Consider the following 25,162-nt stretch of genomic DNA (forward strand, 5'->3'; position numbering starts at 1 on the left):
TGGCTTGTGTGCCTGGGGTGGGTGTGGGGGTGTGTTGGGTTGTTTTTGGTTTCGGATTGTATTGGCGAATTCAATTTTATTGTTTTTGTCAGTGTTTTTTCGATTCAGTGATCGCAGGCTTTTGAGTTGCCTGTTTTCTTTCTTTTGTTGATCATTGCTCGTCTTCCTTTTCTGGTTGGTGGGTGTGGTTTATATACATTCAATGGAGAGTTTGATCCTGGCTCAGGACGAACGCTGGCGGCGTGCTTAACACATGCAAGTCGAACGGAAAGGCCCGCTTGCGGGTACTCGAGTGGCGAACGGGTGAGTAACACGTGGGCAACCTGCCCTCAGCTTTGGGATAACACAAAGAAATTTGTGCTAATACCGGATAATAAACGGCCGCGCATGTGGTTGTTTTGAAAGTTTTTCGGCTGGGGATGGGCCCGCGGCCTATCAGCTTGTTGGTGGGGTAATGGCCTACCAAGGCGACGACGGGTAGCCGGCCTGAGAGGGCGACCGGCCACACTGGAACTGAGACACGGTCCAGACTCCTACGGGAGGCAGCAGTGGGGAATATTGCGCAATGGGCGGAAGCCTGACGCAGCGACGCCGCGTGAGGGATGAAGGTCTTCGGATTGTAAACCTCTTTCAGCAGGGACGAAGCGCAAGTGACGGTACCTGCAGAAGAAGCACCGGCCAACTACGTGCCAGCAGCCGCGGTAATACGTAGGGTGCAAGCGTTGTCCGGAATTATTGGGCGTAAAGAGCTCGTAGGCGGTTTGTCGCGTCGAATGTGAAAGCCCGGGGCTCAACTCCGGGTCTGCATTCGATACGGGCAAACTAGAGTTCGGTAGGGGAGTCTGGAATTCCTGGTGTAGCGGTGAAATGCGCAGATATCAGGAGGAACACCGGTGGCGAAGGCGGGACTCTGGGCCGATACTGACGCTGAGGAGCGAAAGCGTGGGGAGCGAACAGGATTAGATACCCTGGTAGTCCACGCCGTAAACGGTGGGCGCTAGGTGTGGGGGACTTCCACGTTCTCTGTGCCGCAGCTAACGCATTAAGCGCCCCGCCTGGGGAGTACGGCCGCAAGGCTAAAACTCAAAGGAATTGACGGGGGCCCGCACAAGCGGCGGAGCATGCTGATTAATTCGATGCAACGCGAAGAACCTTACCAAGGCTTGACATGTACAGGAAAGTTCCAGAAATGGTTCTCCCGCAAGGTCTGTATACAGGTGGTGCATGGTTGTCGTCAGCTCGTGTCGTGAGATGTTGGGTTAAGTCCCGCAACGAGCGCAACCCTCGTCTTATGTTGCCAGCACGTGATGGTGGGGACTCATAAGAGACTGCCGGGGTCAACTCGGAGGAAGGTGGGGATGAGGTCAAATCATCATGCCCCTTATGTCTTGGGCTTCAAGCATGCTACAATGGCCGGTACAAAGGGCTGCGATACCGCGAGGTGGAGCGAATCCCAAAAAGCCGGTCTCAGTTCGGATTGGGGTCTGCAACTCGACCCCATGAAGTCGGAGTCGCTAGTAATCGCAGATCAGCAACGCTGCGGTGAATACGTTCCCGGGCCTTGTACACACCGCCCGTCACGTCACGAAAGTCGGTAACACCCGAAGCCGGTGGCCTAACCCCTTGTGGGAGGGAGCTGTCGAAGGTGGGATCGGCGATTGGGACGAAGTCGTAACAAGGTAGCCGTACCGGAAGGTGCGGCTGGATCACCTCCTTTCTAAGGAGCAACTGACCATCATGTTCGCCGGCGTTCGCTGGTGGGGTGTTGGTACAGGACGCCATTTCGCAACCGTTCGTGTTGTGGTGGTGCTCATGGGTGGACGCTGACTAGTTCGGGATTTCTTGTAGTTCAATCTGTGTCTAGTACAGGGTCTCTTCTGCTTGCAGGGGGTTTCAGGAACGGGCAGTGTTGGCCGGGGGGTTTCGTAGGTACGCTGTTGGGTCCTGAAAGAATAAACAGGAACTTTCCCAATGCCACTTGTGGCGGCGGGGTTTTTGTTTGTTGTTTCTCGGGTCAGCCTTGCATCAAACTGCCGTGTTTGCGGTGTGTGGTGTGTGTGGGTTGGGTTCGTCTGTTTTTTGAGAACTGCACAGTGGACGCGAGCATCTTTGTGGTCAAGTTAATAAGGGCACACGGTGGATGCCTAGGCATTAGGAGCCGATGAAGGACGTAGGAGGCTGCGATAAGCCTCGGGGAGCTGTCAACCGAGCTGAGATCCGAGGATTTCCGAATGGGGGAACCCGGCAGGAGTCATGTCTTGTCACCCTGGCCTGAATATATAGGGCTTGTGGAGGGAACGTGGGGAAGTGAAACATCTCAGTACCCACAGGAAGAGAAAGCAACCGCGATTCCGTGAGTAGTGGCGAGCGAAAGCGGATGAGGCTAAACCTGATGTGTGTGATAGCCGGCAGGTGTTGCATGTTGGGGGTCGTGGGACCATTCAGTGGAGGCTGCCGCCTTTGCAGGGAGTAAAAAATTATGGTGTTAGGCGAATGGTTTGGAAAATCCAGACGTAGAGGGTGAGATCCCCGTAGCCGAAAGCACTGTTTCTCCCGAGTGGGATCCCAAGTAGCAGCGAGCCCGTGAAATTCGCTGTGAATCTGGCGGGACCACCCGCTAAGCCTAAATACTACCTAATGACCGATAGCGGACTAGTACCGTGAGGGAAAGGTGAAAAGTACCCCGGGAGGGGAGTGAAATAGTACCTGAAACCGTGTGCTTACAATCCGTCGGAGCGATCAACTTGTTGGTTGTGACGGCGTGCCTTTTGAAGAATGAGCCTGCGAGTTAGTGGTATGTGGCGAGGTTAACCCGTGTGGGGAAGCCGTAGCGAAAGCGAGTCCGAATAGGGCGACCTGAGTCGCATGCTCTAGACCCGAAGCGAAGTGATCTACCCATGGCCAGGATGAAGCGTGTGTAAGAGCACGTGGAGGTCCGAACCCACTTCAGTTGAAAATGGAGGGGATGAGCTGTGGGTAGGGGTGAAAGGCCAATCAAACTTCGTGATAGCTGGTTCTCCCCGAAATGCATTTAGGTGCAGCGTCGCGTGTTTCTTACCGGAGGTAGAGCACTGGATGGTCTAGGGGGCCTACAAGCTTACCGAAATCAACCAAACTCCGAATGCCGGTAAGTGAGAGCGCGGCAGTGAGACTGTGGGGGCTAAGCTTCATAGTCGAGAGGGAAACAGCCCAGATCGCCGGTTAAGGTCCCTAAGCGTGTGCTAAGTGGGAAAGGATGTGGAGTCGCCCAGACAACCAGGAGGTTGGCTTAGAAGCAGCCACCCTTTAAAGAGTGCGTAATAGCTCACTGGTCAAGTGATTCCGCGCCGACAATGTAGCGGGGCTCAAGCACACCACCGAAACCGCGGCATTCACACATACAGATCCGCCTCAACTTGTTGGGGTGCAGTCGTGTGGATGGGTAGGGGAGCGTCGTGTGGGCAGTGAAGCAGCGGAGTGATCCAGTTGTGGAGCCCACACGAGTGAGAATGCAGGCATGAGTAGCGAATGGGGAGTGAGAAACTCCCCCACCGAATGACCAAGGGTTCCTGGGCCAGGCTAATCCGCCCAGGGTAAGTCGGGACCTAAGGCGAGGCCGACAGGCGTAGTCGATGGACAACCGGTTGATATTCCGGTACCCGCGAAGAACCGCCCATGGCGAACGATTTGATGCTAAACGCCCAAAGCTAGTTGGATCCTTCGGGTGAAGGCGACGTGGAGCGCGTGACCCTAATTTCTAGTAGTTAAGCGATGGAGTGACACAGGAAGGTAGCGCCGCCAGTCAGTGGTAATACTGGTGTAAGGGTGTAGGGAGTTCTGATAGGCAAATCCGTTGGAACATTAATCCTGAGACCTGATGCATAGCCGATTGAGGCGAAGTAGCGTGATCCTATGCTGTCGAGAAAAGCTTCTAGCGAGGTTCTAGCGGCCCGTACCCCAAACCGACACAGGTGGTCAGGTAGAGAATACCAAGGTGCTCGAGCGAACTATGGTTAAGGAACTCGGCAAAATACCCCCGTAACTTCGGGAGAAGGGGGGCCGGGTGCTGTGAAATCCCATGCGGGTTAGCGGTGTCCGGCCGCAGAGACCAGGGGGAAGCGACTGTTTACTAAAAACACAGGTCCATGCTAAGTCGCAAGACGACGTATATGGACTGACGCCTGCCCGGTGCTGGAAGGTTAAGAGGACCGGTCAACTACTTCGGTGGTGAAGCTGAGAATTTAAGCCCCAGTAAACGGCGGTGGTAACTATAACCATCCTAAGGTAGCGAAATTCCTTGTCGGGTAAGTTCCGACCTGCACGAATGGCGTAACGACTTCCCTACTGTCTCAACCATAGGCTCGGCGAAATTGCACTACGAGTAAAGATGCTCGTTACGCGCGGCAGGACGGAAAGACCCCGGGACCTTTACTACAGCTTGGTATTGGTGTTTGGTTCAATTTGTGTAGGATAGGTGGGAGACTGTGAAGCGATTACGCCAGTAATTGTGGAGTCAACGTTGAAATACCACTCTGATTGTACTGAACATCTAACTTAGGTCCATGATCTGGATCAGGGACAGTGCCTGGTGGGTAGTTTAACTGGGGCGGTTGCCTCCTAAAGAGTAACGGAGGCGCCCAAAGGTTCCCTCAGCCTGGTTGGTAATCAGGTTTCGAGTGTAAGTGCACAAGGGAGCTTGACTGCGAGAGGGACATCTCGAGCAGGGACGAAAGTCGGGACTAGTGATCCGGCACCACCTTGTGGAAGGGGTGTCGCTCAACGGATAAAAGGTACCCCGGGGATAACAGGCTGATCTTGCCCAAGAGTCCATATCGACGGCATGGTTTGGCACCTCGATGTCGGCTCGTCGCATCCTGGGGCTGGAGTAGGTCCCAAGGGTTGGGCTGTTCGCCCATTAAAGCGGCACGCGAGCTGGGTTTAGAACGTCGTGAGACAGTTCGGTCCCTATCCGCCGCGCGCGCAGGAGTTTTGAGAAAGGCTGTCCCTAGTACGAGAGGACCGGGACGGACGAACCTCTGGTGTGCCAGTTGTTCCACCAGGAGCACGGCTGGTTGGCTACGTTCGGAAGGGATAACCGCTGAAAGCATCTAAGCGGGAAGCCTGTTTCAAGATGAGAACTCCCACCCCATGTGGGTTAAGGCCCCCGGCTAGACCACCGGGTTGATAGGCTGGAAGTGGAAGCACCGCAAGGTGTGCAGCTGACCAGTACTAATAGGCCGAGGACTTACCACAAAAATGCTACGCGTCCACTGTGCAGCTCTGAAAACACAGAGCGAAGCACCCACCTTTCACACTTGACCGTGTGGGTGGGTGCCCAAAAAATCACTCTCACAATGTTTTCGCAAAGTTACGGCAGTCATAGCGTAGGGGAAACGCCCGGTCCCATTCCGAACCCGGAAGCTAAGCCCTACAGCGCCGATGGTACTGCACCCGCCAGGGTGTGGGAGAGTAGGACGCTGCCGGACAAACATTCCCAAAAAAGGGGAAACCACCACGTGGTTTCCCCTTTTTTGCACCCAAAACACCTTTGACGTGCCTCCTGATCCGGTGGGGTGGGGGAACTAGGCGCTCCTGGGTTGGAGCGGGGAATCAATGCCGGCTGGGGCCGGTAACGGGCTCCGTTACCGAAAACCTGCGCCTATGCGTGCTAGCACTACTTGTGTAGTGTGGTGGCATGCGTGCCGGAGTGTGTGGCTTGCGCCCTCGTCTTGATCTGCTTTCAAGAGCAGAATTTGAGATAACACGGAATGAGCCGTGACCGAGCACATGAAAGAACGGCGTACGATGACTTACCTGCTCAGGCGTCTGCTGCCCACCCCGCGCACCGAACTCCGCCTGGACCTCAATACCTCCGACGTGTACTGGCTGCCGCAACCGTGCAAGGAGCCTTGGACGGCCGAAGAAGAGCGTCTTGCGACACAGTCCGAACTTGATGCCCTACGCGCCCAGATGTCTGTGTGAGTGCGACATGTCAGTAGCAGATTTCGGCAGGCAGTTAGAGCTAGATAGTCAGAGTGCGCCCGCCGGCGGAATGTGCGGGGCCGCTCAAAAGGGCTGGAGCCCCGCAGCGTCGCCTTTGCGTACCAGGCCATCTGCGGCGAGTGAGGCGTCGGGCGAACTGCAGCCTTTATACAAAGCAATTCTCGATTCTGCTATGGATGCCGTGGTGACCATTGACCACCACGGCCGGATCCTCGAATGGAATATCTCCGCGGAGCTGATTTTCGGGTATCGCGCGGATGAGGTGCTCGGTAGGGAACTCTGCGATTTGATCATTCCCGCTAAAACTCGTCATTTACATCGCGCAGGGCTGCACAGCATCGCATCCGGTGGGGTTCCTACCATTCTTGACCAGCGCGTCGAGGTTATTGGACAACGTGCGGACGGCACCGAAATCCCGGTAGAACTCAGTATCACCAGGGTGATTTCCACTGCTGGAGTGATGTATTGTGGGTTTCTCCGTGACATTAGTGACCGGAAGAAAATGCTGGAGGACCTGAAGGCCAGCCGCAGCCGACTCATCACGGTCTCTGATGACACGCGTCGCCGGGTGGAGCGCGATTTGCATGATGGCGCTCAGCAGCAGCTGGTGGCGGTAGCAATCGCTTTGGGCAATGCCCGGAATCTGATCGATTCGGATCCAAGTTCTGCGGCCACGACCATTGAGCTAGCTAGCGAAGTGCTTGTCAGCGCTATTGCAGAACTGCGCGAGTTGGCCCGTGGTATCCATTCTTCGACACTGGCCGATCACGGCCTACCCGTGGCTCTTCAGGAGCTGGGCCGACGATCCGCCATTCCAGTGCAGGTGCGAGCCGACATGCAGTGCCGAGTAGCCAAGCACGTAGAGACGTCAATCTATTTCATGGTCTCCGAAGCGTTAACCAACGCTGCAAAGCATGGCGCGAGGAGCGCGTTGGTGGTGGTCGATCTTGTTCCGCGCCCTCAGCGGTTTACCCACCAAGCGGCTGTTTCACCCCAGTGGGTGCTGCGATGCGTCGTCTCCGACGACGGACCCGGCGGCGTTGATTTGAATCGAGGCACGGGGCTTCGCGGGCTGTTCGATAGATTAGCTGCAGTCGATGGGACCTTAACGCTCGATAGTTCAGCTGACGCAGGCACCACGCTAACGGCGATTGTTCCTGCCCCACTCCACGACCTGTCGCCGCTGTCAGTGTGAGCTCGCGGGTACAGCTCCGACCAAGGGCCCTAGAAGTCCCTTAGTGCTCGGACAGGTACAGCAGCACCGCCCGCACCCGATGGTGGGCGTCAGCGTCAGCGCTCATCCCCAATTTAGCGAAGAGGGCGTTAATGTGACGCTCGACGCCGCGCACTGTGAGGAATAGGCGTTGAGCGATGGCGCTGTTTGTCCGGCCTTGAGCCATTTCTCCCAAGACTTCCATTTCACGGGGCGTGAGTTTATCCAATGTGGACCCCGGGCTTCGGCTCCCACCTCGTACAAGGTTCTCCACCACTTGGGGGTCGATGACGGACCCGCCACGCGCCACCTCAAACACTGCATTCAGAAGCTGGCCCGGCTCGGCAACACGTTCTTTCAACAAATAGGCGCGGCCCGCAGACCCATGTTCGAGCAGATCCAGTGCGTGTTGAGGATCGTCCCTGCTAGAGAGCACGACTACACCAATATGAGGCATATCCCGTCTGAGTTCCCGAGCCACCTGGATGCCTTCATCACTTAGTCCCGGCGGCATGTGAATGTCGGTAACCACCACGTCCGGCTCGTATTCTTTGATGGCGATCCGGAGTTCATCCGCGTCGGCGCACGCGGCGACGACCTGCAGACCCTCCCCGGAGGAGAGCACCCCTCGGACACCTTCACGGACGAGGAGATTGTCTTCGGCCAGCACGATAGACAGCATTGATTGAGCCTAGACACCTCGAGCACACGAGGGGAAGAAACGACAGAAAACTGTGGTGTCTCCACGCCGAAAGGCGTGTCGGGTGAATGGGACAAGAACCGGGATTGGACCGATCAGGCCCTGGCGACCTCACCCCGCGCGAGGTTGGCGAGGGGGAGTGCGCCGAATGTTAACGCCAGTTCCAACCCTTCCTCAGTTTCAGGCGCTGGGTGACCGGCCGCAGCTTTCGCGGCGCCAAGGGCGACAAGGCAATACGCCAGCTCGAGTCTCGCGACGCTCTCCCGAACAAGAGCGGTTGCCTCTTCCAGAAGTGTCACCTTCTCGCTTGTGCTGCCTACCTCAGCTGTGAGGCGCAAGGACGCTGCAAGTGAGCCGGGCGCCCCCCAACGTCTCGCGTGCGCTAGGTCTTCTGCGGCCAATTCCGCAGCTTCTACCGAGCGACCCACAGCGAACAGACACAGAGCGGCCTCGCGCCGCCACCCAACCATGGCCGGGTTTCCGCCATTGGAGGGCGCGCAGCGCTTCTCAACCTCTCGGGCGAGGCGTAGTCCGCTCTCGAAGTCTCCCCGCACGCGGTGGAGTCGGGCATAGCTGCTGAGCGCGAAAACGCTGTACGGCTGCGCAGCCGGTGAGGTGACCACCTGCGACCAGTCCAGTGTTGCTTGGGCATCTGCGTAACGTCCAGTGGCGATGCAAATATCGGCGAATACGGAAGCTACGAATGCCCGGTTGTCGAGACCGCAGATTGTTGTCGCCCAGCGCGCTGTCGTGGCGTCCTGGTAGGCATCCGAGAGCCTGCCTCGCAGAAACAGTGCGTGTGCCCGATAGGTGTAGGCGCCGGCCACGGCGGGCAGCGAACCTAGCCGTTCGGCCCGACGCACAGATGAGTCGAGGTGTCCGAGAGCTTCAGGAACATCGGCAATTGTGAGGACCTTGAGCGCCATTTGTAATGGTCCACGGCCAGGGTCGGTGGCGTCGAGGGCATCGTCAGACATCGCGCGAATAGCTCTACCCACCCCCTCGGGCTCGGTCCTGAATGCGTGATAGATGGCAAGAACGCCGTCTAACGAACGTCCACCAACCCCGGTCGTCGGAGGGGCCGTCAGCATCGCCGCAATGTCGTCACGCAGCCCAGGGAAATCGGGGCTTGTCAAACTCGCTATGGCAATGATGCAGTTCAGCTGCGCGATCAGGTCGTCGTAGTGTTCCGCGCTGTCGTCGATGGCGCACTCTTCGATCACGCACTCTCGGGCGGTGACGAGCTTCGACCGCTCGGATCGAAGTAGATCGATTGCCTCCGCCATTCGTCCGGTCAGCATCAACGCGTTCGCCAGGGTCGCTGTGAGAGTCGCTCTCCGGCTGGTATCGCTGGTGTGCTCCAGCGCCTCGGACAGATATCCCACCGCACTCGGGGGATCGGCTGCGTAGGCTGCGACACCAGCGGAATACTGCATGTCGAGCCGCGCAACGGGATCTGATGTTTCGGCAAGCCCGCGCCGTAGATACCGAAGGGCGCTTTCCGGAGAACCCCGGAGAATTGCATCCGCAGCAGCTCGTTGCAAAATCGACGTGCTCGCAGTGTTTTCAGTCGACGTTGTTGCCGCAATGGCCTGGGCAGGAGTCACCTTCGCCGCCGAAGCCCCCTCGTCACGGTGAGATAGGAGAGCCGCGGCAGCGCGATGCGCCTGTGTCCTTGCTGCTGGCCCAATGGACTCGTACACAGCGGCCCGAACCATTGGCTGGGAGAAAGATCCGCTGCCGTTCGCAACGGGTGACGCGAAAAGTGCTGCGTTAGCGAGGGTGTCGAAGGCAGCGCGCGTGCGGTCTGACGATGGTGAGCCTGCCAATTCGGTCACGAGGTCGAGTGGAACGCCGTCTCCTAAAACCGCCACGGCGTGCAGGACGGCAACATCGACCGCGCCGAGCGATCCCGTCATTGTGGCGACTTGGTTCTGAATTGCCTGTGAACCCAACCCGGCAACCACTGGGCTGTGTTCGGCCAACGGAGAAATATCAGCACTATCTAGCGCGCCCGCGAGCTCTGACAACAACCATGGGTTGCCGCCGGTCTCGCGCAGACATGTTGCCGTGAACCAGCTGTCGGGACGTTTCCCGAGGCGCTGCGCGAGAAGTGCATTCACCGATTCCTTTGAAAGAACAGTCAGCTCCAACAACAGGACTTCTGGAGTATCGATGATCCGATCGATCAGTGCGGAGGGAGCGTGGGCCAGCCGCGGTCGGGTACCGAAGAACAGCGCGATCGGTGAATGCAGGGGCATCGCAGCGAGGTAGGCGAAAAACCTCAGAGATTCCTCGTCCACCCAGTGGGCGTCATCGACCACGATGACGAGACCGCGGGAGCCGGCGAGGGTGTGCAACTGGGCGGTTAATGCGTGCATGACGGCAACTTCGCCATCGGCGGTTCGCCAATCATTTGTCAGCGTGAGTCCGGATAGCAGTTGGTCAATAGCGCTGTAACTGGCGGCCGGGCCAGTGTCTGCTCCCTGAGCACGCAGAACGAGGCAACCTGATGCGGCCGCGGACTCCGCAGCGGCCGCAAGAAGAGCGGACTTGCCAATTCCCATGGGGCCGCGCAGGACGATGGCGCTGCCGTCGCCGGTCACAGCAACCCCTACGGCCTTCTCGAGTACGGCAAGCTCCGCGCCGCGCTCGAAAAGGGTGAAATCCGCTCCGGCAACCGGTGATGTGCTCGTCACAGGGGGAGACAATTCATTAACGGGGTGAGGTGACGATGGTTCGGCAATCCGAATCGTCCTGTTTCCACCAGCGAACAATATCAAGAATTTCCGTCCACGAACGGTCCGCACGGGGGTCAACTTATTCGCTACCAGCGGGTGTGGGGATTCGGTCCCACGGCGAAAGCCCCGGAGCTACCGCTGTCTGCCGTTCGAGACAGCAGATGTGGTTCGTGGTACAAACTTGTGATCCGGCAGTGAACGGAGCCGCGACCGGCGGCATCGAGCGGAGGGCGCGTCATCGACATCCAGATTTTTAACGACACGACCGGCACCGAACTGGCACTGCTCGGTATTACGTTCGTGCTCTCCTGCGTTATCGGCCTGGAAAGGCAGTTTTATCAAAAGAGCGCCGGAATGCGTACTCACGTTTTGGTGGCGCTGGGATCGTGCACCTTCACGCTGGTCTCAGCCTTCGGGTTCGCCGGGGTGCTCGGCCAGGACGTGAACCTGGACCCTTCTCGTATTGCGGCCCAAATTGTTTCCGGGATCGGCTTTCTCGGTGCCGGGGTGATCTTCATGCGCCGCAACGTGGTTCGCGGCCTCACCACCGCGGCAACGATCTGGGTGAGTGCTGCAGTGGGTATGGCGTGCGGCGCCGGCATGCCGACACTGGCCGCGGCTTTAACGCTCCTGCACATGGTGGCATTACTCGTGATCTCCCCCCTGATCCGACGGTTGCCAACGCAAGACCGGAAACGCGTGGTGCTGATTACCTATCGGGATGGGCAGGGTGTCCTACGACTCATTTTGGCCGAGGCCACCGAGATGGGTTTCGAGGCTTCCGTTCTCGCCACGAAAGTATTGTCTCGAACGGATAGCGAGCCCGCGGTGGCGGTCCGGATGCGTTTCCGCGGTGGCGCTCCGATGTCCGACCTACTTCTCACGCTCTCGGAAATACCTGGCGTGCAGCAAGCAAGGCTCTCCAATACCAGCGAAGATGATTCAGACGACGACGACGACTACCTGTAACACGGTGGTCGACAGCGCGGGCTCCTGGACGAGTGGCTACCGCTCTGCAGGATCGAGAAGGAACTCAGCAATTCCCGAGACGAGGTAGCCGGCGTCGAGGACTCCGCCGAGTTCCCGCGTGGAGTGCATCGAAAGGATGGGGATTCCGACATCGACGGTGCGGACGCCTAAGGACGTGGCAACAAACTTTCCGAGTGTGGAGCCGCAGGTGACATCGTTGCGGCCGACGAACGTCTGTGTTGGAATTTCCGCGGTTCGGCATGCTCGAATCCATGCTGCTGTCCCGATCGCGTCGGTGCCGTAGTGCTGATCCGCGTTGACCTTCAAGGCTGGGCCCTGGTTGATCTGAAGATAATGGCCCGGATCGTAATGGGAGAGGTAGTTGGGGTTGACTGCGTGCGCAGCGTCTGCGGACAGGCACCGCGACGCAGCTAGCATTCGGCCCAGCTCCTCTTCAGTGCCACCGAGCGATATACCGATACGCCGGATGATGTGGGAAAGCAGCGGACCACCAGCTCCGGTAAACGTGCCGGAGCCGACCTCTTCATGGTCGAACGCAGCGAAAACACTGATCACGTCGGCGTGCGGACTCTTTTCAACGTTTTGAAGGAGCGCCGTTAATCCGGCATAAGAGGAGGAGAGATTGTCCAGCCGCGGCGCAGCGAGCAGGTCCTGCTCCCGGCCGAGCAGAGACGGCGGTGTCAGGTCGTGAAGAAGAAGGTCGTGCCCCACAACGTCGCTGGCGCTGAAATCGGTTTCTGCGCAGAGGTGCTCCATCAGGACGCCGTCATCGACGGGCCCGGTTCCCCACAGGGGGAGGAGGTGTTGTTGCGGGTTGAGCGTGAGTCCGCGGGTGTTGATTCCGCGGTCCAGATGCGGCGCCAGCTGGGGGATTCGCAGCAGCGGTTGGTCGATACGGATGAGGTGGCTGCTGCCGTCTACCAATGCCACGCGACCGGCGATACCAAGGTCACGATCCAGCCAGGAGTTCCACAATGCACCGCCATACACTTCGACGGCGACCTGCTGCCAGCCAGCGGCGCCGGTGTCGGGGCGAGGTTTCACTTTCAAAACGGGCGAATCAGTATGGGCAGCAATGATTCTCAATCCAGTCGACGCGGTAGACCCTTCGGGTACCCACCACGCAACGATGGTGCCGTCGACGACGCAGAAGTGTCCGCCAGTGCCGCCGTTCCACTCCTCCCGAAGGTCCTGCTCGACAAAGCCCGCTCCGCTCAGTTGCCGAGCGGTTTCAGCGCAGACATGGTGCGGCGTCACGCCAGCCGTGATGTAGCTCGCCATCTGCTGCGCAACCGCGGTGCTCACGTGTCTCACTCCTCATCATGTGTGTGCTGCAAACTCCCAGTGAGTCTAGGACTTGCCGCGTCGGGAGAGCATTGCTGCTGCCGCGCCTTTACCGCCACCGCCGGTTTCAGTCGGCGACCTCGCTGCAAGCCCAGGCAAGCAGCTCCAGAACATGTTGATACTGCGAGCCACTCGCGCGCGTCATCCCCAGCTCGCAAGTTCGGTTGCAGGATGCGTACGCGGAGAAGTTACCCGCCGCAAGCTCAGCTGCTTGGGCTTCGGTAGCCGATGCCGTCAGCTCGGGGTGAAGCAGGCCACGGTCGCCCGCGAACCCGCAGCAACCCCAACTCTCAGGCACCGTGACCACGGTGGCGAGGGCGTCAGCGACCGCGTGGAGGCTGGAATTAAGGCCCATCCGGGTGGAGGAACAGGTGGGGTGCAGTGCCAGTGAATCGACCTTCCTGCGCACCCGCAGCTTGCCCAACACTTCCTGTTCTACGAATTCGACGACGTCGATGATCCGCAGGCTTGCCCAATCGGGCGACTCTGTCGCATGCTCCTGCATTTGCCGTAAGCCCTCGGTGCACGAGGAAGCGTCGCACACGATGGGGATCTTACCCTGCCTACTGGCTGCCCACAGGGCGGGCAGCACGATGGCGGCCATGTGTTCATAGCCTTTCGTCATACCTTTGGAACGCCAGGGGGTTCCGCAGCACAAACCGGGAAGATCCTTGGGGTAGGCAAGAGACACCCCTGCACGGTCACAGATTTGCTCGAACGCTTCCCGCACCCCGGGTCCCGCGTCGGTCGGTCCGAAAATGGCGCCGACACATGCGGTGAAGTAGACAGCGTCCGCATGCCCCACGGTGCGCTGCCGTTCTCGCTGGACGCCGCCAGCTGGGAGTTCGGACGACCACAGCGGCAGGGTGTCTTTGCTAATTACCTTGCGCCCCAGGCTGTTTGCTGTACGAACGAGCGGCTCGGGTAGTTTCTGGGTCACGGTGAGCGCCAGAGAGGCCACCGTACTGCTACCCGCCCAGTGGCGGGCGGCAGACCTCCACGCCGTAGATTCGAGCTTCCCTGCCGTGTCAGCGCGTAGCCGCTTGACCAAGTCGCCAGTGTTGATCAACACGGGGCATGCGGTCTGGCACATCCCATCTACAGCGCACGTCTGGACCGCGTCGTAGTCGAATTGTTCCGCGAGCTCGGAAAGTAAGGCGCTGTCGCCGGCCAATCGGGCCCGCTCCATCTCGCGCCGAAGCACAATGCGTTGGCGCGGAGTGGTAGTCAGGTCCTTGCTGGGGCAAACAGGTTCGCAATAACCGCATTCCACGCAGCCGTCAACTTCGGCTTCGATCGTGGGAGTCACCTTCAGATCACGGACATGCGCGTCTTTATCGTCGCTGATGACGACGCCGGGGTTGAGTGTTCCCGCCGGATCGCACAGCCGTTTGACCTCGCGCATAACGTCGTACAGTTCGTCGCCATACTGGCGGCGAACATAAGGAGCCATCATTCTGCCCGTGCCGTGCTCGGCTTTCAGCGACCCGCCGTTGCTGAGGATGAGTTGCACCATGTCTTCGGTGAAAGCAGTAAATCTGTCGAGATTACTTCCACCGCCGAGCTTTTCGGTCAACATAAAGTGAATGTTGCCATCTTTGGCATGTCCGAAAATGACGCTGTTGGAATAGGCGTGACTTTCGAAGAGCCTCGTTAGCTGCTGACAGGTGTTCAGTAGCGCCGGTAGCGGGACGGCGACGTCCTCCAAGAGCGCGGTAGTTCCGGAGGGCCGGGCCTGTGCCACCGCTGCATACAGACCTTTCCTGGTGTGCCATAGTTTTGCCCGGACCCGGGGGTCCGCGCTCAATGACGCGGTGCGCTCTAACGGAAGCCTGCGCAACGTCGAGTATGCGGTAGCACTGAGATCTGCTGTCTCGAGAGCGCTCTGCGCCTGATACTCGACCAACAGCGCGGCATGGTTGCGAACGGTAATACTGCGCAGGATCTCGGCAGCGCTCGGATCGGACTGGCTCACGCGCAACGAAGTGGCATCGAGCAGTTCGATAGTTGCAGGCCCCGTTGCCACCAGCTCGGGCAGCGAACCGGTGGCACGGTCCAGACTTTCAAAGACAAGCAGGCCCGTCATCGAGTGGGAGAGTAGCGGGACCGTCCGCATGACGACGGAGGCAATGAATGCGAGGGTGCCCTCGCTGCCCACCACCAAGTGCGCCAGAATCTGCGCGGGGGTGTCATAGTCCAGAAACGAGTTGAGCCCGTATCCCATCGTGTTCTTCATTGAAAACTGTTGCTGCAGCTTGGTTACCGAAGCAGGATTGTGACGAATACGCTCACGCAACTGGTCGAGACCGGCGAAAAGTTCAGGTTCCAGAGCCTTCAGTCGCGCGTCGGCGTCCGATGCGCCAGTATCGATAACGGTGCCGCTCGGCAACACAAGTGTTACCGAATCGAGCGTGTTGTAGGTGTTGGCAACTGTTCCGCAGGCCATTCCGCTGGAGTTGTTAGCAACGACACCGCCCAGTGTGCAGGCACTTTCGCTCGCTGGATCCGGTCCCAGTTTGCGGCCGAACTTGGCAAGGCGCGTGTTGACCTGGCGAACCGTGGCGCCAGGACCGATGCGGACCCGGTGGCCGTCATCGATGATTTCGATCTCACGGAAGTTTCGTCGGGTATCGACAAGGACTCCGTCGGTGACTGCCTGCCCACTCAGGCTGGTGCCACCGGATCGGAAGGTGAGCGGGATCCCGTGAGCGGCCGATGTGCGTAGCAGTCGCCCGACCTCGGCGGCGTTGATAGGTGTAGCAATCGCGCTGGGCGTCAGGAGGAAATGAGAGGCGTCATGGGCCATGGCGAGTCGGTCAGTAGCGCGGCTGCGCACTGTCCCGCCTTCCAGCATCGCGGCGCTAAGGTCGGCGAGTAGCTGCGGTGGTGGTGCGGGCAGGGTGGAACTCATGAGCGGGGTCCTTGCGAGGCAGTAGCTGAGGCGCGGTTCTCAAGGCACTGACTCTGAGAAGCTGACCCGGTACCGCTCGCAACAAATATCGCCGCGAGCGTTGTTGCCTATATTATTCGCTCGCGCAGCCGCAGTGGGTCTTCCCAGATAGCTATGAGTGCCTTTCCTGCCTGCGGCCTGGCCAGGCCCGCCACACCAAGAGTCTGAACTATCTCGTTGTCGCGGATTGGCCTACTTCTCGCAGCCGATGCCGTCGCCATCCTTGTCGAATTTTTGTTGAAACCCAGGGTCACCGCGACGGATCGGGGCTGCTCCTGCAGCTTTCACCGCCGTGCAGTTCTGGTAGTACACGTTGCTGTCCGGAACGATGGCAGCTTGCTGGATCCTGGCGTCGGCGGCGGCCTGGTCGGCCGCGGCCTGGTCGGCCGCGGCTTGGTCGGCGGCTGCTTGGTTGGCGGCTGCTTGGTCGGCGGCTGCTTGGTTGGCGGCTGCTTGGTCGGCCGCTGCTTGGTTGGCGGCTGCTTGGTCGGCCGCTGCTTGGTCGGCCGCTGCTTGGTCGGCCGCTGCTTGGTCGGCGGCTGCCTGGTCGGCAGCCGCTTGGTCGGCAGCCGCGCGCGCGACTTCTGCAACGCGCGCGACTTCTGCAACGCGCGCGACTTCTGCAACGCGTGCGATTTCTGCAACCCGTGCGACTTCGGCAACCTGCGCGGCTGCGTTGTCTACGGCGAAGGTCAGGTCTGAGGTGTGCTCGGTGCACAACGTGCCTACCGCGAATTGCAGAGCAACCAGCTGTGGCGCGGTCGCGGAAGATACCAAGGTGCCGAGATCGGTCGCAAGGGAACCGGCCCGTTTTCCCGTCGCGAGGGCGAGGCAGGTCGCTGAAGCAGCGGCGAAGGTGAGCAATGGGTCGGCTGGATTGAGGTGAGCAGCAGTGGCAGCTGCGATGTAGAGCTGCTCGGGGTCTGCGGATGTGGTGGTGGCGCTCGGCGAACTAGCGGTGGTCGACTCGGATGGGGCCGTTGTTGTGGACGGAGCCAGGCTGGTGGAACTCACCTCTTGTGTGGCCACCACGTTCCTGGTCGTCGACGCAGCAGCCGCGGCCAAGCCAACTTTCTGGGTATCGACGGAGCCGCAGCCGGTCATTGCTAGCGCGCCGATCATTACAGCTGCCCACACGTGCTTTTTCATATTTTCCCCAGGCTGCGTAGCGGATGCGCCCAGATGCGATCCCCCTCGGAGGTCACCCTCCCAGTAGCCCGCCGCCGGGTCTAGGTGTTTTGCGAAGTTCATCCCGTTGGGATGGCTCGATGCACGTTCGAGAGCGTCGATCGGCGTGAAGCGGTTACTCTCTGGCACTGCCGATGCGGCCTAAAGAGCGCATTCTGATGGGTGAAACTCATCTTTTTGCCAGAGGTTCGGACGCTAACGATCCGCAAGTGGAGTATTTTGTGCTTGCCCACTGTGCGATTCCGGGCACCCACGCGTGGCTGTGGTAGCTGGCAGCTGCTTACCCTGAGGGAGAAGTTATGGCACAAAAAAGAGTCCACTCCGCCCCCGTTGACGCGGTCGTTCCATCGACCTTGCACAAGCTCGGTGCCGAATTTATGGGCACGTTCTGGCTGGTCTTCGCTGGCTGCGGGTCTGCGGTCCTGGCTGCCAAGTTCGGTGACACCGACTTAGGAATCGGGTTTGTGGGCGTTGCACTGGCATTCGGTCTGACGGTGTTGACTATGGCCTACGCCGTCGGACACATCTCAGGCGGGCATTTCAATCCGGCCGTCACTCTCGGACTGTGCGCGGCGGGTCGCTTCGCATGGAAAGAGGCACCCGGCTATATCGTTACCCAAGTGGTGGCCGCTATCGCGGCTGCGGGCGTGCTTTTCGCCATCGCGTCGGGCAAGCAAGGATTCAGCGCCTCCGAGTCGGGCTTCGCCACCAACGGGTATGGCGCGCATTCCCCGGGCGGGTACTCGCTGGTCTCCGCGCTGATCGTAGAAATTGTGCTGACAGCGTTCTTCCTCTTCATCATCTTGGGGTCGACGGATACGCGCGCACCCAAGGGGTTTGCGCCGATTGCGATTGGACTGGGCCTGACCCTGATTCATCTTGTGTCGATTCCAGTGACCAACACGTCGGTCAACCCCGCCCGCTCCATCGGTCCGGCTCTTTTCGCCGGAAGTGTGCCGCTCGGGCAGCTGTGGCTGTTTATCGTTGCGCCCATTATCGGCGCCGTCATCGCCGGCGTGGTGTACACCGCCCTGCTCGATCGCAACCCACACCCGGTGTCGCTGCAGGAGTCCAACGCCGGCTGACCCATGCCGCGAAACGGGGAGACCAAGTGCCGATGCTATTTCAGTCGCACAGCCACCCCGAGTGGCCGGCGAGCTCCGTGCCGGCGGCGGGACCCCAGGAACCAGCGTCGTACGGAAGCGGCGCGGGCGGGTTGGCGACGATCGCTTGGGCGACTTTCCACGCGCTGGCCAAGCCCGCACTGCTGGTGAAAAGAGACCTATCGCCGACGGTGACGTCATGCAGGAGCGAAACGTATGGCGGCAGAGCGTCGGAGTCCGGGACTTCGTCGAGACACAGGGAGATTGTCTGCTCCGCAAGTTCCAGTGTGGCGCCCGGCTTCTTCAAAACCAGATCCAGATGGATCGCGCCGGGTCCAGAAAGGTCGAAGGTGATAATCGTGCCGTCGCCGGGAATGTGCCGCAAAGGCCCGTCGGGTTTCTTGAGAATGAGCGAGACCCGTTGATGGGAGCGCTGAAGCTGCTTTCCGCTCCGCAGAAGGAAGGGAACACCTCGCCACCGATCTGTATCCACCCACAGGCGTACCGCCGCATAGGTATCGGTGTTGGAATCGTTGGCCACCTCGGGTAGGTTGCGGTAGCCGTTCACCTGGCCGAACACCACGTCGTCGGTGCCGAGCGGCCGGAAGGCGCTGAGCACGGATTCCCTCGCCTCTTGGAGGTTGTCCGCCGTCATATCCAGAGGTGGTTCCATAGCGATTTCGGCGGCAACTTGGAATAGGTGAGTGACGATCATGTCCCGAAAGGCGCCAGTGGCATCGTAAAACTCAGCCCTATCCGCGACATCCAGGGTTTCAGGCACATCGATGTGGATCTGCGCGACGTGCCGGGCGTTCCAAATATCGCCGAATAGCTGATTACCAAACCGCAGCACATGGATGTTCTGCGTCGCTTCCTTTCCCAGAAAGTGATCAATGCGATAGACCTGCTCTTCGTCCATGACGGAGTGGACGAGATCGTCGAGGTGGCGGAAGCTTTCAGGGTCAGTGCCGTACGGCTTTTCGTAGACGACTTTGGCGCCGTCAAGTAGATCGTGTGCGGCCAATGCTGATGTCAATTTCTCAAAAGCGACCGGTGGAACGGCGAGGTAGTAGACGAATTGAGTATCTAAACCAAGCTCAGACTTGGCCTGCTGCAACACGTTCAGTAGTTCGCCAGCATCGTCAACACTAAATCCGCCCCCAGCGAAGCGCAGGTTCTTTGCGTGGGCAGCCCATTTCTTGGCGTGAAGATCAGTTTCGATTTCAGCGACGGCGTCGTGCGCTGCGGCTTGGAAGGCTTCATCCGACATTTCACCCCGACCGTTGCCGACGAGTCGCCAGCACTCGGGCATGAGGCCGTACTTGTCCAGTTGGTAGAACGCGGGCAGAACCATCCGGCGGGCTAGGTCGCCAGTGGCCCCGAAAAGGATGAAGACGGTCGGAGTGTGCGTAGTCATGCGTGCTCAGAACCTTTCTGAAGTCATTCGTCGTAGGTGATGTCGGGCCACAGTCCTAGCAGTGCATCGATTTTGCTCTGGACCCACAAGCAGGCGTCCCACTCGGGCTTTGCTCCGAGGTCGGTGAAACGTCGTTGAATGTCCTGATAAGTAACAGATGTCGTCAAAGAGCGCCGGACCAGCAAGTAGTAGTAGATCCGAGGTGGGTTCGCGGTGTGGTCCGTATAGCTGTGGCGGACGAAGCCGGGAGGGGTCACCTTGGCTGCGGCCGCAGTGCGCTTCCTTGTCGACTCCACACCTATGACGTAGCGACCGCGGGGATATTTCCAGACCTCGCTCAGCCCGCCTTTTTCATCCCACCACATCATGTTGAGGCCAAATTCACTGCTGCCCAGGCTATTTCCGCGGCTGTCTACGTCGAAGTCCAGGCCTTCCTCGGCGTGTAATTCACCCAGTATCTCCAGCGCCGGCTGCGAGGGAGAACCGGGGGAGTCCATCGCGGCCAGGAAAATTCCGGCCGGACGTCGCCACGTGATGATGGGCGCTGGGCCGGGTGCTGGAGCCAACGCCTGCTCATCGTGCAAGGAGACGCTCACTCCAGTGTGCTGGCGAAGGGGAGGAGTCGGTGGGGGACTGGCAGGCTCAGGGGCAATGAGACGGGGAGCGGGCATAGCCGGTTCCCACACCACCCGTGCGGCCTTTGCGGGCGCGACTTTTTCACGTGTGGGAGCTGTGGGCGCTGTGGGCGCTGGCGCTGGCGCAGGAGCTGGCGCTGTGGGCGCTGCAGCTGTGGCCAGCGGCGGGTCCGCTACCGCTGGCGGAAGCACAGCATCAATCCCGAGCAAATCCGCGCCGTAAAAATCGATGGCGTCGGTCAGCCACTGTTCGCTTAAGGGGCCACGCGGATCGACTTGATTGAGCCAGGCCACGAGGGTGCTGCGGAGCTGCGCAACCACGTCAGCGTCCTCGGACACGATCATAGCTTCGAAGAGCCCATTTCGCGAAGACCACGTCGGATCCGCTGAGCCCACCATGGCGACGGGATGGTCGCCTTCGGCCAAGATCGCTTTCGCGTGCAAACCCGGCAGGCTGAACACGTACACCCCGCGGCGAACCCAGCGGAGCAAGACTTCCGGGTCGGTGTTTCCTTCACGAATGGCGGAAACGGAGGCGTCGGTGATGAGGGTGGAACCCGGAAGCAGCGGCAGGAGGGAATCGGCGTTCGAGCCAATGTGAGCTAAAGCGGCAAAGATGTCGCCACGACTGCCGACAAGCGGCGTGATGTGCTCCCAGATCTGTTGTCCCGCAACCAAAATGTGGCTGCGGCCTTCCCCGCGGAAATGAAACTCACAACAATGCCCCTTGCGTTGTACGGCACACTGCGAGGGCGCCATCAGATTGACTGCGCACGCCATCCTCAACTTCACGATACGTGCCCTCGTTTTAAGGATTCGTAGCACCAACGGGTTTTATCCCACCCGCGCTCCCATATCCGACATCGTCACCCGCAGCATCAGTTGAGCCTCGGGCCCAATAATTTCGCCCACAATGTGGACAAGTCGACCAACGAATTCCGGTCCGTGCGTCTGTTCGCCCGCTGGCGCGAGATGGTGGGCAAGTTCGTGCAGGACGACCAATTCGCGCATGGCCCATGCGGAGGCGTTGACGTGACCGGGCACGGCGATGGTGGCGGCGGCTCGTTCGTAGTGGGCGGCCTGTTGGCCCGATCTGCGACGGACGACTACCGGAACCTGGGCGCGCGGCCACGTTTCTCGGACCCATCTCAGAGCCAGAAATGCGTCGCAGTAGATCTGTACATTGTCCACGGATGCGAACTTGCGCTCTACCGGAATCGTGATGGTCGAGCCCGCGATCTGCAGTAGCGGGTAGTTGTCCGAGCGATCGAAGATCCGCATCACCGCATGCTCGGCCTCGTAGACGCGGGTGCGCTGCGAGTCGCGCTGCTGTTCCCGCGCGGGGTGCGAGCCGCGCGCCCGCCGTGAGCCAGGAGCAGAAGAATCCCCTGGGCTCCCGCTATCGGGCCTCCGCTGATTCACCGACGGCCTCAACCCGTAATCGCCGGCCGGGACCCGCCCAACGCTGTGTCCGAGCCCAACTTCGCAGAACGCGCAGCGCGATCACCGGCTCGGCGGGACTGCTCGGAGTGTCCCGCCGAAGCTCGATTCCCTCCCCAACTTCCTCGTGCAGTGGAGGTCGCTCTGTAGTGGTTGCGCAGTTCGATTTCCTTATCGCGCAGCGCAAGAGCAACTCCGGTGAGCGCCCCGGGGGCCACCGCTGAATCAGCTGCGATCACTTGTTGCTGGGCCTGGTGCCTGGCCTCCATCAAGCGATTTCCGATGCGTGCTGCGAAAGCCTCTTGGAAGTTGATGCGAGCTGTGGTGGCGTGAACGGGTTTGGGGACAAGCCGCGTGCGGTGCAGCACTCGGCCCCCGGGAAGAACGCGCTCGACCCTGACCTGGCGGATAACCACTTCGCTGCTGTACTCGCCCGACTTGATGTAGGCATCGGAGGTTCGGACCATCTGGACCACCAACGACGCATAGAGCGCCTCGGTGGCGCGAATGTCGGTGTCGAACCCGTAGGCAAAGACCTTGGTGGAGTTTCGGGCGATGTCACACGTGATGTTGTTGGCTGCGCCGATCATCAAAAATAGTTGCACGTAGGTTCGCAGCCCCCGTTTGCCAGCTTCTCCGATCTCGATGGTCCGCTGGGTTGGCGCGACTCGCTTTTCTCTATTCGCGGAGTGGGCCCTGGCGACGGCCAAATCGACCGACTCCATAGTTGCCAATCGTTGAGCAGCCGCCATGTAGGCGTCAGCTTCGTGGGCGTTGTCCGTGCCCTCCGCCTTGCGCAGCAGCGCTGCGATGCGAGATAAACCCCTGTCGCTCATGCTTGGTCGTCCACTGCTATCCACATCTCTCGCCGCCTCGTGCCACCCGACAGTATGTCCGGCGCCCCTGGATTCCCCGTGCCCCACCCGGCTACTTTTCACCGTAGCGCCGGGGTCCGACAAGATGGAGTCAGGATTCAGAACCGCCCTGGTGGGTACGAACCCTGACAAAGCCACGACGATCGAAGAAACGGATGAGCAAAATGAAGGTAGTCGTTACCGGAGGTCGCGGAAAAGTTGGACGCCCGCTCGTCGCGGCCCTGGCTGCAGCGGGACACGACGTCACGGCCGTGGACTTGTCAGCTCCTGGCTTTGAGCGCAAAGAGGCGGGCGAGCCCCGCTACATTCAAGCCGACCTGACGGATGCTGGTTCGGCATTTGCCGTCATCTCTGGTGCGGACGCTGTAGTCCATACCGCGGCGATTCCCGAGCCGACTGGTAACCCTGCACATGTCGTGTTCGGCACGAACATGATGGCGACTTTCAACACCCTCGAGGCCGCAGTGCGGACCGGGGTTCGACGCTTCGTGAACATTTCCAGCGAGACCGTGCCGGGGTTCTTCTTCCCTGAGCGTGCATTCTTGCCGACCTACGCGCCGGTGGACGAGCTCCACCCGATCGCACCGCAGGATCCCTACGCGCTGTCGAAGCACTTCGGTGAGCAGCTCATGGATGCAGCTGTTCGGCGTAGCGACATTCGATGCATCTCCATCCGACCGTGCTGGGTGCAGAACGAAACCAATTACGAATTCAACCTTGGGCCGCAAATCCGTGATGCGTCGAATTTGAGCCAAAACCTATGGAGCTACATCGATGTCTACGATCTGGCGGACGCCATAGTTTTGGCCACCGAATCGGAGTTGCCTGGCCACGAGGTTTTCTACATCGCCTCACCCGACAATGTTGGTGGTCACGACTTCGCGGAGGTAATGAAAACCTACTACGGGGATTCCATCGAGGTTCGCGAGCTTGACCGCCGGGATGCTTCCGGCATTTCCAGTGCGAAGGCTATGCGGATGCTCGGCTGGGAGCCGAAACGTTCCTGGCGCGACTACTTGGACACAGACGGAAAACTGCTCAAGGCGCCTTCGGAAGAGGGCTGATAAAGACCACCATCCCGCCGCAGAGGACCCTGCCCGCTCGGGCCGGTTTCGGTAAGCTTGGCCTGAGGCCGTGAACGGCTCGCCAGCCCTAGTCGGGGCGGGTTCGGCGACACAGAAAGAGGTAAATTCATGGCGTTCTGGGACTCACTCAAATCGAAGACCACGGAAATGAGCGCACAGCTCAAGACAAAAACCGGTCAATTTAAGAACAAGGAATTGGCCAACGGCTCGATGGCAATGTGCGCGCTGATCGCGGCCGCCGACGGCACGATCGATCCCGAGGAGCGACGCAAAACAGCTGCTCTGATCAGCAGCAACGATATTCTGAGCATCTTCGAGCCGTCGGAGCTGAAGGAAAAATTCGATTGGTACTGCGACAAGTTGGCAAAAGATTATGACTTCGGCAAGGTCGAAGCGATCGCAACTATCGGCAAGCTGAAGTCCAAGCCGGAGCAGGCTAGGGCCGTGATACAGATCGGCATCATCATCGGCGGCGCGGACGGTAACTTTGATGCGCACGAGCGTGGGGCCGTCAAGGACGCGTGTTTCGCTGTTGGCATCGCGCCAACTGAATTTGATCTGTAGTTGGTGCTGGCCCCCGCCAGCTTGAACGCGTAGTACCAGCAGGTGGGCGTGCGAACGGTTGCGCTGTTCGCACGCCAACCGCGCCGTCATAGGCCCTGCTGCGCGCCGTCATAGGCTCTGCCACGCGCCGTCATAGGCTCTGCCACGCGCCGTCATAGACGGCGCAACCAGTCCTCGACGCCCGCGATGTGGGTGAGCGCCCGCGCGCTCGCCAACTCTGCATCTCGCGCCTCCAAGGCTTGCAGGATCGCTGCGTGCTCGTTGACGGTTCGGGCAAAAGCATTTTCTTCAGCAAGCCCGCGCCACACTCTGGCGCGACTGGTTGGCATGGCCAACGAATCGAGAACCGCTGCCAGCACAGGGTTGTGCGATCCTGCTGCGATCATGGAATGGAAGCGCAGATCGTGTTCGACAAGGTCGGCGACCGAATCAGCGGCCGCACCGGCCTCTGCTTCTTTGCGTAACGCCAGCAGGCCGGGTTGGTCAAGGCGGGTGGCGGCAAGGCCTGTCGCAGCCGGCTCCAAAATTCTCCTGACGCCGAAGAAATCCAGCACTGAAGCGTCTTGGTGAAATTCCAACAAGAAGCCCAGTGCGTCGAGCAGAACCTCTGGTTCCAAGCTGGAGACGTACGTGCCATCACCCTGCCGGACTTCCAGTATCCGAACGAGCGACAGTGCTCGCACAGCTTCACGAAGCGAGTTTCGCGAGACCCCAAGCTGGGCCGCCAGGTCAACTTCGCGAGGCAGTTTGCCGCCCGGCAACAGCGCTCCGGAGAGAATCATTTCCTTGATGCGATCAATCGCTACGTCAGTTACGGCCACGGCATCTTCCCGTCTGTGATCGGGCACTCCTTTGGACCCCGAGTCTGTCGCTGAGCCGCCTGGCAAAACGATAGCTGATGGGAGGCGTCGAAAGTCGCGGAATGCTGCAGTGCG

16 protein-coding genes and 3 rRNA genes are annotated in these 25,162 nt (G+C 59.9%); 9 read left to right on the top strand and 10 right to left on the bottom strand.

Annotated elements, in window-relative coordinates; genetic code table 11:
* Positions 1-199 precede the first annotated feature (199 nt).
* The 5 genes from EH165_RS01095 (at position 200) to EH165_RS01115 (ending at position 7,177) form a co-directional block, all read left to right on the top strand.
* Positions 200-1,717: ribosomal RNA gene (locus EH165_RS01095) — 16S ribosomal RNA — on the top strand.
* A 396-nt stretch (positions 1,718-2,113) separates the two neighbouring features.
* A 23S ribosomal RNA gene (locus EH165_RS01100) occupies positions 2,114-5,231 on the top strand.
* A gap of 117 nt (positions 5,232-5,348) precedes the next feature.
* A 5S ribosomal RNA gene (gene rrf / locus EH165_RS01105) occupies positions 5,349-5,465 on the top strand.
* Together the 16S, 23S and 5S rRNA genes form the textbook arrangement of a ribosomal RNA operon.
* A 289-nt stretch (positions 5,466-5,754) precedes the next feature.
* Positions 5,755-5,961: a hypothetical protein gene (locus EH165_RS01110; RefSeq protein ID WP_124797657.1), complete on the top strand. Its 207-nt coding sequence runs from the start codon at positions 5,755-5,757 to the stop codon at positions 5,959-5,961.
* A gap of 7 nt (positions 5,962-5,968) precedes the next feature.
* Entirely contained in the window at positions 5,969-7,177 is a 1,209-nt protein-coding gene (locus tag EH165_RS01115; RefSeq protein ID WP_164479054.1) for a PAS domain-containing sensor histidine kinase, read from the top strand.
* Positions 7,178-7,217: 40 nt separating this feature from the next.
* Here the strand turns inward: EH165_RS01115 and EH165_RS01120 are convergent, their stop codons facing one another.
* Both EH165_RS01120 and EH165_RS01125 read right to left on the bottom strand, forming a co-directional pair.
* Positions 7,218-7,877, bottom strand: coding sequence for a response regulator transcription factor (locus EH165_RS01120; protein ID WP_124797659.1), 660 nt, complete (start codon positions 7,875-7,877; stop codon positions 7,218-7,220).
* Between the two features lie 113 nt (positions 7,878-7,990).
* Positions 7,991-10,594, bottom strand: a complete 2,604-nt coding sequence (locus tag EH165_RS01125) for an AAA family ATPase (RefSeq protein ID WP_164479055.1) — start codon at positions 10,592-10,594, stop codon at positions 7,991-7,993.
* Between the two features lie 333 nt (positions 10,595-10,927).
* Between EH165_RS01125 and EH165_RS01130 the strand changes: the two genes are divergently transcribed.
* A complete protein-coding gene (locus EH165_RS01130; RefSeq protein WP_277870539.1) occupies positions 10,928-11,605 on the top strand; it encodes an MgtC/SapB family protein in 678 nt (225 codons plus the stop codon).
* Between the two features lie 36 nt (positions 11,606-11,641).
* Here the strand turns inward: EH165_RS01130 and EH165_RS01135 are convergent, their stop codons facing one another.
* From EH165_RS01135 to EH165_RS01145, 3 genes are all read right to left on the bottom strand, one after another.
* Positions 11,642-12,931 carry a M18 family aminopeptidase gene (locus EH165_RS01135; protein WP_206426039.1) on the bottom strand — a complete coding sequence of 430 codons (1,290 nt, stop codon included), beginning with the start codon at positions 12,929-12,931 and terminating at the stop codon, positions 11,642-11,644.
* Between the two features lie 106 nt (positions 12,932-13,037).
* Positions 13,038-15,881, bottom strand: a complete 2,844-nt coding sequence (locus tag EH165_RS01140) for an FAD-binding and (Fe-S)-binding domain-containing protein (protein ID WP_124797662.1) — start codon at positions 15,879-15,881, stop codon at positions 13,038-13,040.
* 231 nt (positions 15,882-16,112) lie between these two features.
* Positions 16,113-17,171, bottom strand: a complete 1,059-nt coding sequence (locus EH165_RS01145; RefSeq protein ID WP_124797663.1) for an excalibur calcium-binding domain-containing protein — start codon at positions 17,169-17,171, stop codon at positions 16,113-16,115.
* A 236-nt stretch (positions 17,172-17,407) separates the two neighbouring features.
* Between EH165_RS01145 and aqpZ the strand changes: the two genes are divergently transcribed.
* Positions 17,408-18,193, top strand: a complete 786-nt coding sequence (gene aqpZ, locus EH165_RS01150; protein WP_239020640.1) for an aquaporin Z — start codon at positions 17,408-17,410, stop codon at positions 18,191-18,193.
* Between the two features lie 40 nt (positions 18,194-18,233).
* Here the strand turns inward: aqpZ and EH165_RS01155 are convergent, their stop codons facing one another.
* The 4 genes from EH165_RS01155 to EH165_RS01175 all read right to left on the bottom strand — a co-directional run bounded on the left by EH165_RS01155 (position 18,234) and on the right by EH165_RS01175 (position 22,539).
* The gene (locus EH165_RS01155) at positions 18,234-19,628 is read right to left on the bottom strand and encodes a glucose-6-phosphate dehydrogenase (RefSeq protein ID WP_124797664.1); all 1,395 of its coding nucleotides are present in this window, start codon (positions 19,626-19,628) and stop codon (positions 18,234-18,236) included.
* 23 nt (positions 19,629-19,651) lie between these two features.
* Entirely contained in the window at positions 19,652-20,941 is a 1,290-nt protein-coding gene (locus tag EH165_RS15265; RefSeq protein ID WP_164479056.1) for a phospholipase D-like domain-containing protein, read from the bottom strand.
* A gap of 156 nt (positions 20,942-21,097) precedes the next feature.
* Positions 21,098-21,685, bottom strand: a complete 588-nt coding sequence (locus EH165_RS01170; RefSeq protein ID WP_277870513.1) for a TIGR04338 family metallohydrolase — start codon at positions 21,683-21,685, stop codon at positions 21,098-21,100.
* A gap of 8 nt (positions 21,686-21,693) precedes the next feature.
* A complete protein-coding gene (locus EH165_RS01175) occupies positions 21,694-22,539 on the bottom strand; it encodes a DUF2786 domain-containing protein (RefSeq protein WP_124797668.1) in 846 nt (281 codons plus the stop codon).
* Between the two features lie 194 nt (positions 22,540-22,733).
* Here EH165_RS01175 and EH165_RS01180 point away from each other — a divergent pair, with 194 nt between their 5' ends.
* Together EH165_RS01180 and EH165_RS01185 are read left to right on the top strand one after the other, a co-directional pair.
* Positions 22,734-23,642, top strand: a complete 909-nt coding sequence (locus tag EH165_RS01180) for an NAD-dependent epimerase/dehydratase family protein (RefSeq protein ID WP_206426040.1) — start codon at positions 22,734-22,736, stop codon at positions 23,640-23,642.
* A 129-nt stretch (positions 23,643-23,771) separates the two neighbouring features.
* Positions 23,772-24,227 (top strand): tellurite resistance TerB family protein, encoded by a 456-nt coding sequence (locus EH165_RS01185; protein ID WP_124797669.1) that lies wholly within the window; start codon positions 23,772-23,774, stop codon positions 24,225-24,227.
* Positions 24,228-24,379: 152 nt separating this feature from the next.
* On the opposite strand, the gene EH165_RS01190 is transcribed toward EH165_RS01185, so the two are convergent.
* Entirely contained in the window at positions 24,380-25,048 is a 669-nt protein-coding gene (locus tag EH165_RS01190) for a FadR/GntR family transcriptional regulator (protein WP_124797670.1), read from the bottom strand.
* Positions 25,049-25,162: the final 114 nt, after the last annotated feature.

The sequence above is a fragment of the Nakamurella antarctica genome (assembly GCF_003860405.1).
Taxonomy (GTDB): domain Bacteria; phylum Actinomycetota; class Actinomycetes; order Mycobacteriales; family Nakamurellaceae; genus Nakamurella; species Nakamurella antarctica.

Coding starts and splice junctions, on each gene's coding strand:
- EH165_RS01180 (WP_206426040.1), top strand. CDS start 22,734: ATGAGCAAAATGAAGGTAGTCGTTACCGGAGGTCGCGGAAAAGTTGGA.
- aqpZ (WP_239020640.1), top strand. CDS start 17,408: ATGGCACAAAAAAGAGTCCACTCCGCCCCCGTTGACGCGGTCGTTCCA.
- EH165_RS01140 (WP_124797662.1), bottom strand. CDS start 15,881: ATGAGTTCCACCCTGCCCGCACCACCACCGCAGCTACTCGCCGACCTT.
- EH165_RS01120 (WP_124797659.1), bottom strand. CDS start 7,877: ATGCTGTCTATCGTGCTGGCCGAAGACAATCTCCTCGTCCGTGAAGGT.
- EH165_RS01175 (WP_124797668.1), bottom strand. CDS start 22,539: ATGAGCGACAGGGGTTTATCTCGCATCGCAGCGCTGCTGCGCAAGGCG.
- EH165_RS01155 (WP_124797664.1), bottom strand. CDS start 19,628: ATGACTACGCACACTCCGACCGTCTTCATCCTTTTCGGGGCCACTGGC.
- EH165_RS01185 (WP_124797669.1), top strand. CDS start 23,772: ATGGCGTTCTGGGACTCACTCAAATCGAAGACCACGGAAATGAGCGCA.
- EH165_RS01145 (WP_124797663.1), bottom strand. CDS start 17,171: ATGAACTTCGCAAAACACCTAGACCCGGCGGCGGGCTACTGGGAGGGT.
- EH165_RS01115 (WP_164479054.1), top strand. CDS start 5,969: ATGTCAGTAGCAGATTTCGGCAGGCAGTTAGAGCTAGATAGTCAGAGT.